Raw genomic sequence first — 18002 nt, forward strand, 5'->3', positions numbered from 1 at the left:
AATATAGCCAAGCAGCAGACCCTGGGGCGGATCAGACAGCCCGGGACGGTGAGGAGCCCTGGAATGACCGAGCACGCGAGCTGGAAGCCGTTGGAGATCACCCCGGAGAGTGCCGGCTGCGCGCCGACCGCCGAGGGTCTGGTCGGCCACCTCAGCGAGCTGGACCTGACGGAGGTGCTCACCGCCGAGAAGGCGCTCGTCTTCCGTGGCTTCGGGGTCCGGCCGGAGACCCTGGACCCGGTGATGGACCTGCTGCTGCCCAGGCGCCTGGCGTACGTGCACGGCAACTCGCCCCGCACCAAGGTGGGCCGCAACGTCTACACCTCCACCGAGTACCCGTCCCGGTACACCATCTCGATGCACAACGAGCTGTCGTACGCGGCCCAGTGGCCGGCCCGGCTGCTCTTCTTCTGCCAGATCGCCGCCGAGACCGGCGGTGCCACCCCGGTCGTCGACGCCGAACTGTGGCTCAACTCGCTGGACCCGCAGTTGCGCGCCGACTTCGCCGGTGGGCTGCGCTACCAGCAGAACCTGCATGACGGCATGGGGCTGGGCAAGAGCTGGCGGGAGACCTTCGAGACCGACAGCCGTGACGAGGTCGAGGAGTTCCTCGCCGGCGCCGGGGCCACCTGGGAGTGGACCGCCGACGGACTGCGCGTGGTCCAGTTGCGGGCGTCCACCCTGCGGCACCCGGTCACCGGGGCCGAGGTGTGGTTCAACCAGGCCGACCAGTGGCACCCGGCCGGCCTGGACGACGACATCGCCAAGGTGATGACCCAGGTGATGGGCCCGGACGAGCTGCCCCAGTCGGTGACCTTCGCCGACGGCTCCCCGATTCCCGACGAGTACGTCACCCAGATCCGCGACCGTGGCCTGGAGGCGGCCATCGACGTCGACTGGCGCGTCGGCGACCTGCTGCTGATCGACAACGTGCTCACCGCGCACGGCCGGCGCCCGTACACGGGTGACCGCCGCGTACTGGTGGCGATGTCGGACTGAGGGCCACGTCCGAGGGAGGTGGCCCTGATGCCCCAGCACCGCCCGGTGGGCGGCGATCCGTGGCTGCGGGTGTTCCGGGGCGGTGCGCACGCCGAGGCGCGGTTGGTGTGCGTACCGCACGCCGGCGGGACGGCCGGGTTCTTCCAGTCGTGGGCGGCCCGGCTCCCGGACTCCGTCGACCTGCTCGCCGTCCGCTACCCCGGCCGGCAGGACCGGCTCGCCGAACCCTGCGTCGACCGGATGGACCCGCTCGCCGACCGGATCACCGAGTCGCTCATCCCGTACCTTGACCGGCCGCTCGCGTTGTTCGGCCACAGCATGGGCGCGTCGGTCGCCTACGAGGTGGCCATCCGGATCGAGGAACGGTTCGGGATCGTGCCGACGGTCCTGTTCCTCTCGGGGCACGGCGCACCGCACGTCACCCGGCTCGACCAGGATCCCGACGACTTCGACGACGAGGAGTTCCTCTCCCGGGTCGCCGCGCTCGGCGAGGTGGACGCGGCGGCCTTCCGTTCGCCGAAGCTGCGGGGACTGGTCCTGCCGATGCTCCGCGCGGATCTGCGGCTGATCCGCGACTACCTGCCGTGCGAGCCGCGCAAGGTGTCCGCGCCGATCACGGCGTACCTCGGCACCGGGGATCCGGCCTGCGATCCGGAGTCGGTCTCCGCCTGGGCGGAGCTGACCACCGGCGGCTTCCGGCTGCGGGCCTTCCCCGGTGACCACTTCTACCTGGTGCCGGCCCAGGCGGCCCTGCTCGCGGACCTGACCGCGCAGCTCGACGCCCGGCTGACCGCACCACGGGTAGCGGCCCCGGTGGCCGCGAGCCCGACCTGACCGGCACCACCGTAGTAGAGCACCATGGAGGGCACATCGTGACCGAACTGGACGTCGAGGCGACGCCGTCGCCGCTCGTGGACCTCGACCGGGAACGCTACGCGCGGTTCCGGATCGACTTCGACGCGGTGACAGGCTTCGGCCACTGGCTGTTGGCGGCCCGACTGGCCGCCGCGGACGTCCTGCCGGTTCGCGGGGCGACAGCCCGCCGGGAGGAGGTCCTGGCCCGGCTCGGGGCCGCTCCCGGATACGAGCAGCTCGGCGAGGCCCTGCTCGACATTCTGGAGCGCACCGATCTGCTGCGCCGGCACGGCGACCGGCTCACCGTGACGGATCGGGTCGCCGAGGTGGCCGGGCTCGCCGAGGACGACGCGATCGACGCGGCCGCGACGGCGCTGCGGCGGGAGCACCCGGAGGCAGCCGGGTACGTGCCGCTGCTGGTCGCCTGCCAGACGCAGTTGGTCGAGGTGGTGCGGGGCGAGCGGCCGGCGAACGAGGTGCTCTTTCCGGGCGGCTCGCCGGACCTGGTCTCCGCGATCTACCGGGACAACGTCCAGTTGGACTTCTACAACCGGCTCTGCGCGGCGCAGGTGCACGAGCACGTGGCGCAGTTCCTCCGGCGCTACCCCCGCTCCTACGCGCAGGTCCTGGAGGTGGGGGCGGGGACCGGTGGCACCACCGGCCCGGTGCTGGACGCCCTGGCGGACCGGGCGGAGCGGCTGCGCTACTTCTACACCGACGTGGGCCCGGCGTTCCTGCGGCTGGGGCGGCGGAGCTTTGGGGCGACTCGACCCTATGTGGACTTCGCCCGGTACAACGTGGAGAGCGCGCCCGAGGAGCAGGGCTTCGAACCCGGCTCGATGCAGGTCGTCCTGGCCAGCAACGTCCTGCACGCCACGCTGCGGATCTCCACCGCGTTGCGGCACTGCCACTCGTTGCTCAAGTCGGGCGGCATCCTGGTGGTCAACGAGATGACCAGCCGCCTCGACTACAACACGTTGACCTTCGGGCTGGCCGAGGGCTGGTGGCGGCACACGGACGACGAGCCGCGCATCGAGTCGTCCCCGCTGCTGGACGTGGCCGGCTGGCGGGCCGCGCTGGGCCGGGCCGGCTTCGTCGACGTGCAGACGCACGCCGTGCCGGGCCGCGGCGAGCAGGTGCAGACCATGTTCGTGGCGACGGCTTCCGGCGGGACCGGCCCGGCCCGCTGACGAACCGACCGCGCCGTGCGCCCCGGACCAGGGCCGCGTCCGCCGCGCCGGCCCATCTCGGCCGGCGCACGGCGGACGGCCCGGGCCGGGGCGCGCGTCGTCCGTGCCGGCCTGCGCAGCGGGTACGGGCACCCGTAGGTCGTTGCCGGCACCCCTATGTTTCTCGTCAAGATCTTTCGTTCACCAATATTCGGTGATATCAATCTCGCACATCGATCCCCCAACCCCCGGAGTCTCGACGTGCGGAAGACCCGTCTCGTTTCCCTCGCCCTGAGCCTGGCCACGGCTCTCGGCGTCAGCCTCACCCTGGCACCGCCCGCCCAGGCCGCGCCCACCGACCGCTACGTGGCGCTCGGCGACTCGTACGCCTCGGGCGTGGGTGCCGGCAGCTACACCAGCGAGAGCGGCTCCTGTCAGCGCAGCACCAACGCCTACTCGGCGTTGTACGCGGCCGCCGTCAAGCCCGCGTCGTACCGCTCGGTCGCCTGCTCCGGCGCCACCACCTCCAGCGTGATCAACACACAGCTCTCGGCGCTGACCTCCACCACCACCCTGGTCAGCGTCACGGTCGGCGGCAACGACGTCGGCTTCTCCAACATCCTGAGCACCTGCGTGCTCCAGGGCACCACCCAGTGCGTCGCCGCCGTGGACGCCGCCCAGACGAAGGCCCGCACCGTGCTCCCCGGCGCGCTGCGCAACGTCTACAACGGAATCAAGAGCCGCTCGCCGAACGCCCGCGTCGTGGTCGTCGGCTACCCGGTCTTCTACCAGCTCGGCACCGTCTGCGTCGGGCTGAGCGCCACCTCGCGTACGAAGATCAACGAGGGCATCAACCTGGTGGACGACATCATCCGCACCCAGGCCGTCGCCGCCGGCTTCAAGTTCGCCGACGTGCGGTCGCAGTTCATCGGGCACCAGCTGTGCAGCTACGGCGAGAAGTGGCTGCACGCCCTCAACATCGCCAGCATCGGCGTCTCCTACCACCCGACGGCGGCCGGCCAGAGCGGCGGCTACCTCCCGGTCTTCCGCGCCGTCGCGGGCTGACCGCAGCGCCTCGGCCGTCCGGGCGGCCCCGTCACCCCACGCGGGGCGGGACCGCCCGGGCGGCTTCGTGTCCCCTCGCGCCCGGCCCACGCGACGGTCCACTCGTACGTGACCGTCACCCGCATCTCGGCCCACGTGCCCGGGTCGGCGGGCGGCGGGGCCGGTGCCGGCTTCGGGGTCCGTCGTCCGGCTGCTGCTGGATCGATCAGCGCTGCTGGCTTACGTCGCCGGCTCCGTGCACGTCGGCGAGCCGCTGCACGAGGTCATCGAGGACCGCAACCGGTTCGGCGTCACCGCCGTCACCGCTGCCGAGACCCTCGCCGTCATCACCGACCCAGGGATCGCGCCGCCCCGCTCCGGCTGCTGGCCCTGGGCGCCTGCGTCGTGCTGCCGACTGGCGGCGTCACCTGGCACGAGCTGAGGTACTGGCGTACCTACACCGGCCGTGCCGACCTCGCCACCACCCTCATGGCCAGCCTCGAACACGACGCCTCGATCCTCACCCGCGAGGACCGCTACGGGCACGACGACCTTCCGTCATCCACCTCCCCGAGTGATGCCGTCGTCATGCGAAGGGGGCGACGTCGCCGGTCACGTCGGGCATGGACGACCGGACGGTCGGCGCGGGGATGATCGTCGGGGCCCGGTGACCCCGCGGGTCCCGGCCCTGCCGGCCCTGCCCGCCGACCGCGCCGGTCCTGTCTGCCCGCGACCTGTCGGGTGGCATGATCACGCTCGATCCAGGAAGTAGTGGCATCGCCGATGGCACAAGGCCACTACTTCCTGTCTTGAGCACGATCATGCTGCTGGACCGTCGCCGGCCTCGGTGACGACGGACACCGGCCCGACCTGTGGAGAACGGCGAGTGGAACCTGACGGCCAGCCTGGTGAGGGGCTGCGGCACCGTAGCGACATGGCGGAGGTGCTGGCGCGGACCCTGGGGCTGCCCGCGCTCGACGTGACCAGGGGCGGAGCCGACTGGCCGGCTGTCGAGGCCGCGCTGGGTGTCACGCTCCCCAACGACTACAGACGTTTCGTCGGCGCACATGGCGCCGGCCGCATCGACAACCACATCACCGTCTGCGTCCCCGGCGGGCCGCACGACAGGACGGACCTGGTGCGGCACAACGTCTGGGCGCAGGAGTGCGTGCGGCTGGACTTCGCGGGACTGGACAACGATCTCGACGGCTGGCACCTGGGCGACGCGTCGCAGTGGGAACCGGGCCGTGCGGACGTCCCGCCCTGGTTCGAGCCGGGTGACAACCTCGTCTCGTGGGGATTCACCGGTAACGGCGACTTCCTCTTCTGGCACGTCAAGCCCGGTGTGGCAGCCGACGACTGGCCGGTGGTGTTCAAGGAGGAAGGGCCGTACTGGGAGCAGTACGGGGTCAGCTTCTCGGCAGCCCTGGTCGGCCTGTTGACAGGCGAGATCCGGTCCAGGTACCTGAGTCGTTGGCTCGCCGGCCCGCACTCCTACCAGCGCTGAGGCCAACCGCCGAAACGGGCGGCGCGGGCCTTCCATGCGGCGTCTGCGTCGTGGCGACCGGTCGGTCGGCGGGGCGGCGGGGGGGCCGGCGCCCCCCGCCCCCCCCGGGGGGGGCCGCCCCCCGCGGGGGGGGGGGGGGGGGCCGGCGGGGGGGGGGGGGGGGGGGGGGGGGGGGGCCGCCCCCCCCCCCCCCCGACCGGTGCCGGGGCGGCACGGTCAGCAGCGGCTGATCGTGGAGTTGCTCAGGCTGATGTTGCTGATGGTCAGGTTGTCCGCGCAGGGGTTCTCCACGATCCGGCTGTTCACGAGCGTGAAGTTGCGCAGGGTGATGTCCCGGTTGCCGGGGAACTCGGTGCGCTCGGCCAGCCGGATCTCGCCGCCGCCGCTGATCGTGCCGCCGCCGGCGGCGATGTTCACGTTCTGGCAGTTCTCGATCAGGATGGCGTTGTTGCCGGTGTTGGCGACGTCCACCCGGTCGATGGCCGCGCCGCCGGACTCCGAGACGCAGAAGATGCCCCGGCCGCCGCCGCGGGCCCGGACGGTGCCCACCCGGACGTTTGTCGGGTAGCCGGAGCCGACGCGCCCGTTGCGGTTGGCCATCCGGAACGCGGCGTACCCCGTGCCGGCGCCGGCGTTCTCGGCGTCGACGGTGGTCACCGTGGCGTTGATGGTCTGGTTGAGCAGCAGACCGGACTCGCCCACGTCGCGGGCGGTGACGGTGCCGATGGTCAGCCCGTCCACGCCGTACGTCTCGACCGCGTGCGAGCTGGCGCCGGAGACGTAGACGGTGTCGATGCGGACGTTGCGGGTCCACTGGCTGGTGTCCCCGCGGTTGTCGATCCGGACCCCCAGGCCGCCGCCGAGCCGCATGTCGATCCGGCCGAGGACGACGTCCGTGACGTTGCGCAGGAAGATCCCGTAGAGCGGGGTGCCGGTGACGGTGAGGTGCCCGACCTCGATGTTGGTGGTGCCGCGGGAGTAGATCGGTGCCTGGTCGCCGCTGCCCGAGCCGGTGACGTTGATGGTGCCGCACACGTCGATCGCGGTGTGGCTGGGCAGGGAGATCCGTGAGCCGGCGCTGATCGACCCGGAGCCGCGTACGACGACGCGCTGCTTGCTGGTCCGCCCGGCGCTGAGGCTGTTCACGGCGGCCTGGACGGCGGCGCGCATGTCGCTGCCGGTGTAGACCGTGCTGGCGCCGTTGCGGGCGGTCCAGGTGCCGCCGCTGAGGACCGCCTCGGCGTGGAACGTGCCGCTGCCGCAGCCGGCGCCGCCGGAGCCGACGGCGACCAGTTGCCACTGCTGGTTGGTGCCGCCGAGGTCCTGGTACTGGGAGATCATCGCGCCGTCGGCGGTCGACCACTCCCACACGTCCAGCGCCTTGTTGGAGTGCCGGTTGACGAGCCGGACGTGACCACCGTCGGAGTCGGCGAGGCGGAAGTGCTGCCGGGTGTTGCCGCTGACGGCGGTGTTCTGGACGAGCTGTACGCCGTCCTCGGCGTTCGGCAGCTCCAGCACCTTGCCGCTGTGCACCGAGCGGATCTGGTGGTAGCCGCTGCCCACGTCGACGAACCGCCACTGCTGGACGGCCAGGTCGTTGCGGGTGAACTGGTTGATCGGCGCGCCGTCGGCGGTGGACCAGCCCCACAGGTCCATCGCCTTGCCGCTGTGTCTGTTGACGAGGACGTAGCTGCTGTTGGGGTCGACCGTGGCCGCCGCGGCGGGTGCTGGAGCGACGGCCACGGCGGCGCCGACGAGCGCCAGGACGGCCGTGGTCACCAGCGAGAGCCGCCGGCGGTGGAGGGGTCTGGTGGTGGTGGGTGTCATCGGGCTCCTTCGAGGAGAGCTGTCCGGCGGATGGACGGCGTGGTCGGGCTGCCTCATCGGGCCCACTGCTGATCCATCCGCGTCTATTCCGCAGGTCATGGTAAGCGCTTTCCTTGAAAGATCTCCACCTCTCGGTCGCGGCCGCCCCGGGCGCGGCCGGCGGACGCGGCGCGCTGCCTCGCGCGGGCGCTCGGGTGATCGGGTCGCCATGGGCGTTACGCGACTGGTTTGACGTCCATGCAGTCCTGATCACCGGGCGCCCGCCCGAGGGGGAGCCTGCGCTGGGGTGTCAGTGGGTGGGTGGGGGGTTTCGGGCGGGGTGTCGCAGTGCGTTTGCGGGTGTCCGGTTCGAGGGTGTGCGCCCGGCTGTCGGGCGCCGGCCGACCCGCCCGGCCGTCACCTGTCCGCGTCGGCCGAACGGGGGAGTGCGGGTAACGGTCGGGTCACGAGGGATTCCGGCGGGGTTCACCGCGGCTTACTGTGCGAGGCAGGAGGTCAGACCTCCTTCCTCCTACCTTTGAACTGGGCGAGGTGAGCTGGCACGTGCAGGAAGTTGCCCCCCGCTACGACGGGTACCGGTCGTTCGACTATCTGGAGCCCCGGGTCGACTACAAGGTCTTCGAGCTGGCACCGCAGCTCGGCCGCGTACCCGAACACGACCTCGGCCTGACCGACGACCAGCGCGGCCGGGTCGCCCGGCTGCTGAGCGAGCATGCGGCCATCTCGCTGCATGAGCACCCGAAGATCCTCCCGGCGGACGTCTCGCAGCTGCGCGACTACAACCGGACCGGCCGCAACTCCTTCGGCTTCGAGGGGCTCGCCCGCTCCGGGATGACCGCCGTGTTCGACAACTTCATGAACGGCACGGGCTGCGTCACCAGCGAGCACGCCTGGAAGTGGGACGACGTCATCTACGACATCGGCCTGCGCTTCGCCGACGTCGCGAAGCAGGACTACGTGGTGGTGGCGACCACCCTGGAGCAGATCTTCGCGGCCAAGCGGGAAGGGCGGCTCGCGCTCGTCGCCGGCCTGGAAGCGGCCACGATGATCGAGAACGAGCTGGACCGGATCGACATCCTGTACGGCTTCGGCGTCCGGCAGATGGGCATCGCCTACAGCCAGGCGAACATGCTCGGCAGCGGCCTCTCCGAGCGGGTCGACGGTGGGTTGACCCACTTCGGCCGGCGGGCGGTGGACCGGATGAACAAACTCGGCATCGCCATCGACGTGTCGCACTCCGGTGACCGGACCTCGCTGGAGGTCGTCGAGGCGAGCCGGGTGCCGGTCTTCATCACCCACGCGGGGGCACGGGCGGTGTGGAACACGCCGCGGATGAAGTCGGACGAGGTGATCCGCGCCTGCGCCGAGCGCGGTGGCGTGATCGGCATCGAGGCCGCCCCGCACACCACCCTGTCGGCCGACCACCCGCACCACTCGATCGAGTCGGTGATGGACCACTTCACCTACTGCGTCGACCTGGTCGGCATCGACCACGTCGCTTTCGGCCCGGACACCAACTTCGGTGACCACGTCGGGCTGCACGACAGTTTCACCCAGCACCTGGCGATCGGGCAGGCGCACGGCGCGGTGGACCACCCCCGCGTGCCCTACGTCTCCGGCATGGAGAACCCAGCGGAGTGCTTCAGCAACATCGTCGGCTGGCTGGTCAAGCACGACTACTCCGACGACGAGATCGCCAAGGTCATCGGCGGCAACATCATTCGGGTTCTTCAGGAGGTTTGGTGAGCACGTTCCACAACCGCCGCCCCGGCCGCTGGCGGATCGCCGCCGCGATCGGCGCGGTGGCCGCGATCAGCCTGGCCGGCTGCGGCCTCAACGAGGGCGGTTCGTCCTCCGACAACAAGTCCGGTGACACGTCGGTGCTGCGCATCGGCACCACCACCGACGTCTCCAACTTCAACCCGCTCCAGTCGCTCAGCAAGACCGACTCCTGGATCCTCAACGCGATGTACCCGCACCTGCTGCGGATCGACGAGAACGCCAAGAAGGCGCCGGAGCTGGCCGAGAAGTACGCGTACGAGGACGGCGGGAAGACCGCCGTGTTCACGCTGCGGGACGACTTCAAGTGGACCGACGGCAAGCCGGTGGTCGCCGAGGACGTCAAGTTCAGCGCTGAAATGATCATGAAGTACAAGCTGGGCAACGTCGCGGCCAAGCTGACCTGGGTCGAGTCGATCGAGGCGCCGGACGCGACCACGGTGAAGTTCAAGCTGTCCCAGCCGTACGCGCCGTTCGCCGAGGGCGTCGGCTTCTGGATGTCGATCGTGCCCAAGCACATCTTCGAGACGGCCGGCGACCTGTCGAAGTTCGCCAACGACTCGAACTGGGTCGGGGCCGGCCCGTTCGTGCTGGAGAGCATCACCAAGGGCCAGCGCTACGTCATGAAGCGCAACGAGAACTACCCGCTCGCGCCCGAGGGCAAGGCGGCGGTCAGCCAGGTCGAGTACCGCGTCTACCCGGACGTGAACACCATGATGCTGGCGCTGCGCAACGGCGACATCGACATGATGGGCACCCCGGTGCCGGTCTCGGCGGCGAAGACCTTCGAGAACGACGAGAAGATCAAGATGGAGAAGGTCGGCGCGCTGGGCTTCGCGCACCTGACCTACAACATGAAGAACAAGTACCTGGCCGACCAGGAGGTCCGGCAGGCGCTGTCGATGGCGGTCGACACCAAGTCGATCATCTCGGCCGTGCTCCAGGGTGACGGCCAGCAGATGGCCGGTCCGATCTCGCCGATCTTCTCGGAGTACGACAACACCGAGATCCAGCCGTACGCGTTCGACCCCGCGGGGGCGAAGGCCAAGCTGAGCGCGGCGGGCTACAAGGACGCCAACAACGACGGCTTCTTCGACGAGCTGAACTTCGGCGTGGCGTGCGACCAGTCCAACGCGAACATCACCCGCGTGGTGCAGCTCTTCCGCGAGAGCGCGGCCAAGGCCGGCATCAAGCTGGAGAACGAGTGCGTGGAGCGGAACACCTTCCTGACCCGCACCAAGAGCGGCGAGTACGACATCGACGCCTCGCAGTGGGGTGTCTTCGACAACCCGATGGACCAGCTGCGCAGCACCTACCTGTCCAGCAACCCGGGTGGCATCAACTACAACCTGCTCGAGTCGGACGAGATCGACGCGTTGATCAACGACGCGGCCGGCACCACCGACGCGGAGGCGTTCAAGACCAAGATCAAGAACATCGACAAGGTCGTGCACGAGCAGGCGTACCTGACCCCGCTGTACGTGGAGAACTTCCAGTTCGCCTACAACGCCAGCAAGTTCACCGGCTTCGTTCCGTCGCCGTCGGACCTGCTCGGCATGGTCACCGCGTACTCGCTGGCCCAGGTCACCCCGGTCAAGTAACCCGAACCTGAGGGAAAGGAGGGGTCCCCCGTGTTGCGTTTCATGCTCAGCCGAGCACTGAAGGCCGTCCTGACCGTGTGGATTGCGATCACTTCGACCTTCTTCCTGCTCCGGCTTCTGCCGGGGGACCCCACGACCCTCATGGTCGAAGGGGACATGACGCCGGAGATGCAGGCGGCACTGCTCAAGACGTACGGCCTGGACCGGCCGCTGTGGGAGCAGTACGTGTCGTACCTGCGGGAGTTGCTCCAGGGCAACCTGGGCATCTCCTTCCGGCAGATCCAGCCGGTCACCGACATCATCGTCGACCGGCTGCCCTGGACGCTGCTGCTCGCCGGCGCGGCGTTCGTGCTGACCATCGCCGTCGGTATCCCGGTCGGCGTGACCGCCGCGGTCCACCGCGGCAAGCTGATGGACCGCATGCTCCAGGGGTTCGGCATCAGCGCGAACGCGCTCTTCGTGCCGAGTGTCGCCATCCTGCTGCTGGTCTTCTTCGGGGCCAACCTCGGCTGGTTCCCGATCGGTGGGGCGATCGACCCGGACACCCGGGGCGCGGCGGCCTACCTGAGCCTGGCCCACCACCTGGTGCTGCCGGTGCTGTCACTGGTTCTGGTGCAGCTCGGCCCGTACGCGTTGACCCTGCGTACCAACATGATCGAGGTCCTCGGTGAGGACTACATCCGGGCCGCCCAGGCCCGTGGCCTGTCGGCGCGGCGCCGGGTCTGGAAGCACGGTCTGCGCAACGCGATCCTGCCCGCGCTGACCCTGATGGGTCTGCAGTTGGGCACCCTGGTCGGCGGCGCGGTGCTCACCGAGACGGTCTTCGCCTACCCCGGGGTCGGGCGACTGATCTACGAGGCGGTCGGCCAGCAGGACTACCCGGTGATCCAGGGGGCGTTCATCATGCTCGCCGTCACCGTGGTCTTCGCCAACGCGCTGACCGACATGCTCTACGCGGTCCTCAACCCCAGGATCCGGCTGTGACGACCATCAACGCCCCGGCCGGGGCGCGTCGCCCGGACCCGTTCGCCGCCACCAACGAAGGGAGGGTGCCGTGAGCGCCCCCGTGCTGACCGAGCAGGCGATTCCGCCGGTCGCCCCGGCCGCGACCACGCGGTCCTCCTGGTACGCCTACCTGCGGCAGCCCACCGCGGCGCTGTCGGTGCTGGTGCTGGTCGTGATGGTGCTGATGGCGCTGTTCGCGCCGCTGATCGCCGACGAGCCCAGCGGCGCCGGCCCGGACGTGCTGCAGTCTCCGTCCGGCGCGCACTGGTTCGGCACCGACGACCTAGGGCAGGACATCTTCGCCCAGGTGGTCTGGGGCACCCGGACCAGTCTGGTGATCGGCCTGGCGGCGTCGTTGATCGCGATCGTGCTGGGTACCGCGATCGGCCTGGCCGCGGCCTACTTCCGGCCGATCGACGCGGTCGCCACGGTGATCACCGACGTGATGCTGGCGCTGCCCACCCTGCCGCTGATGATCATGCTGGCCGCGGTGGTCAACCCCAGCGTCGGGACCCTGACGCTGATCATCGGATTCTTCGCCTGGCCCGAGGTGGCCCGGTTGATCCGGTCCCAGGGCCTGGTGATCAGCGCGATGCCCTACATCGACGGGGCCCGGGTGCTCGGTGCCACCGGTTGGCGGATCGTCACGCGGGAGATCCTGCCCGCGGTCGTCTCGCTGATGATCGTCAGCGTGCTGCTCACCGCCTCCCGCGCGGTGATCTCCGAGGCCGGCCTGAGCTTCCTCGGCCTCGGCGACCCGGACGCCTGGTCCTGGGGCCGCATCCTGCTCAACGCCCAGCGCAGCGGCACGATCGCGATCGCCTGGTGGCAGACGCTCTTCCCGTCGCTGGCGATCCTGCTGCTGGTGCTCGCGGCGACGCTCGCCGGAACGCGGTTCAACGACACCCGTGACCCCCGCCGCAACGGAGGCTGACCCATGCGACTGCCCGAGAGCTTCTACACCAGCGTCCGGAGCCGGCTCAACGAGACGCTCGACGAGCGCGGCCTGGACGGCTTCCTGGCCACGTCCCCGGCGGACGTCGCCTTCCTGAGCGGCTTCTTCTACATCGCCACCGAGCGTCCGGTCTACCTCTGGATGCCGCGCGAGGGGGAACCGCTGCTGGTCATCCCGCGTCTCGACGAGGAGTACGCCGCCCAGCAGGGCGTGACCGTCCCGCTGGTCAGCTACTTCGAGTTCCCGGGCGTGGTCACCGCCGAGCAGACGCTCGCCGCGGCACTGTCGCGCCCCGGCGGCGCGGTCCGCCGGATCGGGGTGGGCGCCGGGGTGTCGGTCGGCGCGTTCCGGGCGCTGTCCCGGGCCATCGCCGGGGCGACCCTGGAGACCACCGACGCGGTGGCGAAGCTGCGGCTGCGCAAGTTCCCCGAGGAGATCCCGTTCCACGAGGCCGCCGCGCGGATCTGCGACGAGATGCTCGGCGCCGGCCGGGCGCTGATCGAGGAGGCGCTGGCCAGCGGGGGACCGCTGCCCCGCGAGGACGAGATCGCCCGGCACGTGATCGGGTACGGCACCGACCGGATGTACGCCGAGTACGACCTGGTCGTCTACACCACGAAGCTGGCCGGTGGCCTGGTCTACGCCGGCCCGAACTCGGCCCTGCCGCACGGCCTGCCGACCCGCCGGCGGATCCAGCCGGGCGACACCCTGATCCTCTCCCTCGGCGCGGCGGTGGCCAGCCGGTTCGTGGAGAGCGAACGCACCTTCATCATCGGTGAGCCCACCGCCGAGCAGGTGCGCTACTACGAGGCCGACCGGGAGGCGCAGGAGGTGGGCACCCAGGCGATGATCGCCGGGCGGACCTGCGCCGAGGTCAACAAGATCTGCCTGGACGTGCTGCGCGAGCACGGGCTGGGCGACCACATCCGGCACCGGCAGGGGCACGGCATCGGCTTGCAGAACCACGAGGCGCCCTGGGTCGAGGACGGCGACGACACCGTGCTCGCCCCCGGGATGCTGCTCTCCAGCGAGCCCGGTGTCTACGTTCCCGGCCACGCCGGCTACCGCATTTCCGACACGGTCCTGGTGCAGGAGGCCGGCCCGCGCCGGCTCACCGGCTACCCGCGCGACCTGGCATCCAACGTGATCGAGGGGGTCCGATGAGAATCAACGGAGCGGAACTGGTCGTCGAGGCGTTCGGCCCGACCGACGCGCCGGCGATGATCGTGCATCACGGCGCGCCCGGCCTGGGCTCGCGCAACGAGCCGAAGCGCTCGTTCGGCCCGTTCTCCGACCGGATGCGGGTCATCGTCTTCGACGCCCGGGGATCCGGCGAGTCCAGCGACGACGAGCCGTTCACCCACGAGCAGTGGGTGGCCGACGTGGACGCGATCCGGGAGCACTTCGGCTACGAGAAGATCGTGATGGCCGGCGGCTCGTACGGCGGGTTCATCTCCCTGGAGTACGCCGTCGCCCACCCGGACCGGGTCTCCGCGCTGGTGCTGCGGGACACCGCGGCGGACACCGCGTACGACTACCTGGCAGTCGAGCGGGCCCGCAACACCGACCGTTCGGTGATCCCGGAGTGGGTCATCGACCGGATCGGCACCGGCCGGTTCGAGAGCAACGAGCAGTTGCGCGAGTACTGGCGGGCGATCCTGCCCCTCTACGACCACCAGCACGACCCGGCCAAGGACGAGGCGAAGCTGGCCGCCACCCGGTTCCACTACCGGACCCACAACGCGGCCTTCGGGCAGAACATGCCCAGGTACGACCTCAAGCCGAAGCTGCCCTCGATCACCTGCCCGACCCTGATCACCGTGGGCCGGCACGACTGGCGTACCCCCGTGCAGGCATCGCAGGTCATCGCGGACCTGATCCCGGACAGCGAGCTGGTCGTCTTCGAGGAGTCCGGCCACTCGCCGCAGTTGGAGGAGCCGGAGAAGTTCCAGCGGGTGGTGCGGGAGTTCCTCGGCAGAGCCGGAGTGTTGCGATGACCCTGTTGGAGATCGCCGACCTGCGGGTCGCGTTCCCCGGCCCGAGCGGGCCGGTCAACGCGGTCAACGGGGTGTCGCTCCAGGTCGACTCCGGACAGACGCTGGCCATCCTCGGCGAGTCCGGCTCCGGCAAGAGCGTCACCGCGCAGGCGGTGATGGGCATCCTCGACACGCCGCCAGCCACGATCACGGGCTCGGTCCAGCTACGCGGCCGGGAGCTGCTCACCCTGCCCCGCAAGCAGCGTGAGCGGATCAGCGGCGAGGAGATCGGCATGGTCTTCCAGGACGCGATGGCGGCGCTCAACCCGGTCTTCACCGTCGGCCACCAGATCGAGGAGGTGCTCCGGGTCCGCCGGGGCATGTCCAGGGCCGACGCCCGCCGCCGGGCCGTCGAACTGGTCGACCGGGTCCGCATCCCGGCCGCCAAGGACCGGATCCGCGACTACCCGCACCAGTTCTCCGGCGGTATGCGCCAGCGCATCATGATCGCGTTGGCCATCTCGCTGGAACCGAACCTGCTGATCGCCGACGAGCCCACCACCGCCCTGGACGTGACCGTCCAGGCGCAGGTCATGGAGCTGATCGCGGAGATCCAGCGGGACAGCGGGATGGGCCTGCTGCTGATCACCCACGACCTGGGCGTGGTGGCCGAGGTGGCCGACGACGTGGCCGTGATGTACGCGGGGCGGATCGTCGAGCGGGGCACCGTCGAGCAGATCTTCGACGGCCCGGCCCATCCGTACACCGAGGGACTGCTCGCCTCGATGCCCCGGGTGGACCGCCGCGACGAGCAGCTCTACGCCATCCCGGGCGCCCCGCCCAACCCCGCCCGGCTGCCCGCCGGCTGCCCCTTCCACCTGCGCTGCCACCGGGTCACCGACGAGTGCCGGACGGCGCGGCCCGCGCTGGAACTGCTGCCCGCCGGCCGCGCCAGCGCCTGCCACCACCACGCGGAGGTGCTGCATGCCACCCAGCGATGACGTCGTGCTCCGGGTCGACAACCTGGTCAAGCACTTCCCGGTCAAGGGCCGGGTGCCGCTGCGCAGCGGCGGCGTGGTCAAGGCCGTCGACGGGGTCTCCTTCGACCTGCGCCGGGGGGAGACCCTCGGCGTGGTCGGCGAGTCCGGCTGCGGCAAGAGCACGCTGGCCCGGATGCTGGTCGGGCTGGAGCGGCCCACCGCCGGCGAGGTGCGCTTCGGCGACGCGGTGGTGCACCGGGCCCGGGGCCGGGAGCTGCGGGCGCTGCGCCGCCGGATCCAGATCGTGCTCCAGGATCCGTACACGTCGCTCAACCCGCGCCGCACCGTCCGGGAGATCCTGCTCCAGCCGTACGAGATCCACCCCGACGTGCTGCCCAAGGCCCGGCGGCTGGACCGGATCCGGGAGCTGCTCGACCTGGTCGGCCTGGACGCCAGCCTGCACCTGGACCGCTACCCGCACCAGTTCTCCGGCGGTCAGCGCCAGCGGATCGGCATCGCCCGGGCGCTCGCCCTGCAACCCGACGTGATCGTCTGCGACGAGCCGGTCTCCGCGCTCGACGTCTCCGTCCAGGCCCAGGTCGTCAACCTGCTGGAGCGGCTCCAGGAGGAACTGGGCGTGGCGTACGTCTTCATCGCCCACGACCTGTCGGTGGTGCGGCACATCTCCGACCGGGTCGCCGTCATGTACCTCGGCAAGCTGGTCGAGACCGGCCCCGGCGCGCCGCTGTACGACCAGCCCCGCCACCCGTACACCAAGGCGCTGCTGTCGGCGGTGCCGGTGCCGGAGCCGGCCCGGCGCGTCGAGCGGCAGCGGATCCTGCTCGCCGGCGACCCGCCGAGCCCGGTCGACCCGCCGTCCGGCTGCCGGTTCCGGACCCGCTGCTGGCAGGCCACGGACACCTGCGCCACCACCGAACCACCACTGACCGGCCCCGAGCACCCGGTCGCCTGCCACTACCCGTTGGCCGCGTGACGCGCCCGACCCCGTTCCACTAAGGAGTGAGTGAGCCTTGCTGCAGAACCCCGCACCGCGGTACCAGGGACACACGTCGTACTCGTACCTGGAGCCGCACTCGGACTACCGGGTGTTCGCTCTGGCCCAGGAGACCGGTCGCGTGCCGGAGCACGACCTCGGCCTGACCGACGCGCAGCGGCAGCGGGTCACCCGGTTGCTGACCGAGCAGATCGCCATCTCGCTGCACGAGCACCCGGTCATCCTGCCCGAGGACGTCCGTGAGCTGCGCGCCTACAACCGCACCGCCCGGCAGCGTACGGGCTACGAGGGGCTGGCCCGCTCCGGGCTGACCGCCGTCTTCGACAACTTCATGGCCGGGGCGTCCTGCGTCACCAGCGAGAACGGCTGGAAGTGGAACGACCTGGTCTACGCCCTCGGCATGCGGCTGAGCGACCTCTACAAGCAGGACCACGTGTTCCTGGCGACCTCGCTGGCCGACATCCACGCGGCCAAGCGGGACGGCCGACTGGCCCTGGTCGCCGGGCTGGAGTGCAGCAGCCCGATCGAGAACGAGCTGGACCGGATCGACATCCTGTACGGCTTCGGCGTCCGGCAGCTCGGTATCGCGTACAGCCAGGCGAACATGCTCGGCGGTGGCCTCTCCGAGAAGCACGACGGCGGGCTGACCCACTTCGGGCGGCGTGCCGTCGACCGGATGAACAAGCTCGGCATCGCCATCGACATCTCGCACTCCGGCGACCAGACCTGCCTCGACGTGATCGAGGCCAGCCGGGTGCCGGTCCTCATCACCCACGCGGGCGCCCGCGCGGTCTGGGACACCTCCCGGATGAAGCCGGACGAGGTCATCCGGGCCTGCGCCGAGCGCGGTGGCGTGATCGGCATCGAGGCCGCTCCGCACACCACCCTCTCCGAGGCGCACAAGCACCACTCGATCGAGTCGGTGATGGACCACTTCCGGTACTGCGTCGACCTGGTCGGCATCGACCACGTCACGTTCGGCCCGGACACCATGTTCGGTGACCACGTCGGGGTGCACAACACGTACGCCGGCAACTACGCGCACGACGCCGGCAACCGGCCGGAGCACCCCCGCGTCGAGTACGTGGCGGGCCTGGAGAACCCGGGCGAGGCGTTCGGCAACATCGTCGGTTGGCTGGTCAAGCACGACTACTCCGACGACGAGATCACCAAGGTCGTCGGCGGCAACACGCTCCGGGTGCTCGAGCAGGTCTGGTGACCGGTCGGCGGCGCGCGTCGCCGGGCCCGCCGGCGCGCGCCGACAACTACTACACTCCGTACCGCCGCAGC

At 70.6% G+C, this 18002-nt stretch carries 15 protein-coding genes and 1 pseudogene; 15 read left to right on the forward strand and 1 reads right to left on the reverse strand.

The features are described 5' to 3' along the window. The first annotated feature begins 63 nt into the window (after window positions 1-63). From ABZ809_RS25820 to ABZ809_RS25845, 6 genes and pseudogenes are all read left to right on the forward strand, one after another. Window positions 64-999, forward strand: a complete 936-nt coding sequence (locus tag ABZ809_RS25820) for a TauD/TfdA family dioxygenase (RefSeq protein WP_357565185.1) — start codon at window positions 64-66, stop codon at window positions 997-999. A gap of 27 nt (window positions 1000-1026) precedes the next feature. Next, entirely contained in the window at window positions 1027-1833 is an 807-nt protein-coding gene (locus ABZ809_RS25825; RefSeq protein WP_357565186.1) for an alpha/beta fold hydrolase, read from the forward strand. Window positions 1834-1871: 38 nt separating this feature from the next. Further along, window positions 1872-3044, forward strand: a complete 1173-nt coding sequence (locus ABZ809_RS25830; RefSeq protein ID WP_357565187.1) for a class I SAM-dependent methyltransferase — start codon at window positions 1872-1874, stop codon at window positions 3042-3044. Window positions 3045-3284: 240 nt separating this feature from the next. Next, complete coding sequence (locus tag ABZ809_RS25835; RefSeq protein ID WP_357565188.1) at window positions 3285-4088, forward strand: SGNH/GDSL hydrolase family protein; 804 nt, start codon at window positions 3285-3287, stop codon at window positions 4086-4088. A 163-nt stretch (window positions 4089-4251) separates the two neighbouring features. Next, window positions 4252-4625 (forward strand): annotated as a pseudogene (locus ABZ809_RS25840) (hypothetical protein); the annotation flags it as partial. A 376-nt stretch (window positions 4626-5001) separates the two neighbouring features. Next, entirely contained in the window at window positions 5002-5574 is a 573-nt protein-coding gene (locus tag ABZ809_RS25845; RefSeq protein ID WP_357565189.1) for an SMI1/KNR4 family protein, read from the forward strand. 216 nt (window positions 5575-5790) lie between these two features. On the opposite strand, the gene ABZ809_RS25850 is transcribed toward ABZ809_RS25845, so the two are convergent. Continuing rightward, window positions 5791-7401, reverse strand: a complete 1611-nt coding sequence (locus tag ABZ809_RS25850) for an RICIN domain-containing protein (protein ID WP_357565190.1) — start codon at window positions 7399-7401, stop codon at window positions 5791-5793. Window positions 7402-7932: 531 nt separating this feature from the next. Between ABZ809_RS25850 and ABZ809_RS25855 the strand changes: the two genes are divergently transcribed. From ABZ809_RS25855 to ABZ809_RS25895, 9 genes are all read left to right on the forward strand, one after another. Beyond that, the gene (locus tag ABZ809_RS25855) at window positions 7933-9147 is read left to right on the forward strand and encodes a membrane dipeptidase (RefSeq protein WP_357565191.1); all 1215 of its coding nucleotides are present in this window, start codon (window positions 7933-7935) and stop codon (window positions 9145-9147) included. Then, window positions 9144-10781: an ABC transporter substrate-binding protein gene (locus tag ABZ809_RS25860; protein ID WP_357565192.1), complete on the forward strand. Its 1638-nt coding sequence runs from the start codon at window positions 9144-9146 to the stop codon at window positions 10779-10781. The genes ABZ809_RS25855 and ABZ809_RS25860 overlap by 4 nt, the downstream gene beginning before the upstream one ends. A gap of 30 nt (window positions 10782-10811) precedes the next feature. Next, window positions 10812-11765, forward strand: coding sequence for an ABC transporter permease (locus tag ABZ809_RS25865; RefSeq protein WP_357565193.1), 954 nt, complete (start codon window positions 10812-10814; stop codon window positions 11763-11765). A 70-nt stretch (window positions 11766-11835) separates the two neighbouring features. Beyond that, complete coding sequence (locus ABZ809_RS25870; protein ID WP_357565194.1) at window positions 11836-12720, forward strand: ABC transporter permease; 885 nt, start codon at window positions 11836-11838, stop codon at window positions 12718-12720. Window positions 12721-12723: 3 nt separating this feature from the next. Beyond that, window positions 12724-13905: a Xaa-Pro peptidase family protein gene (locus ABZ809_RS25875; protein ID WP_357565195.1), complete on the forward strand. Its 1182-nt coding sequence runs from the start codon at window positions 12724-12726 to the stop codon at window positions 13903-13905. Next, window positions 13902-14738 carry an alpha/beta hydrolase gene (locus ABZ809_RS25880; protein ID WP_357565196.1) on the forward strand — a complete coding sequence of 279 codons (837 nt, stop codon included), beginning with the start codon at window positions 13902-13904 and terminating at the stop codon, window positions 14736-14738. Before ABZ809_RS25875 ends, ABZ809_RS25880 begins: the two co-directional genes overlap by 4 nt. Next, window positions 14735-15718 (forward strand): ABC transporter ATP-binding protein, encoded by a 984-nt coding sequence (locus ABZ809_RS25885; protein WP_357565197.1) that lies wholly within the window; start codon window positions 14735-14737, stop codon window positions 15716-15718. Before ABZ809_RS25880 ends, ABZ809_RS25885 begins: the two co-directional genes overlap by 4 nt. Continuing rightward, the gene (locus ABZ809_RS25890; RefSeq protein WP_357565198.1) at window positions 15702-16691 is read left to right on the forward strand and encodes a dipeptide ABC transporter ATP-binding protein; all 990 of its coding nucleotides are present in this window, start codon (window positions 15702-15704) and stop codon (window positions 16689-16691) included. Before ABZ809_RS25885 ends, ABZ809_RS25890 begins: the two co-directional genes overlap by 17 nt. A gap of 37 nt (window positions 16692-16728) precedes the next feature. Beyond that, on the forward strand, window positions 16729-17931 hold the full coding sequence (locus ABZ809_RS25895; RefSeq protein WP_357565199.1) for a membrane dipeptidase: 1203 nt from the start codon (window positions 16729-16731) through the stop codon (window positions 17929-17931). Window positions 17932-18002 lie beyond the last annotated feature (71 nt).

It is taken from the genome of Micromonospora sp. NPDC047074 (genome assembly GCF_040643815.1).
GTDB lineage: Bacteria > Actinomycetota > Actinomycetes > Mycobacteriales > Micromonosporaceae > Micromonospora.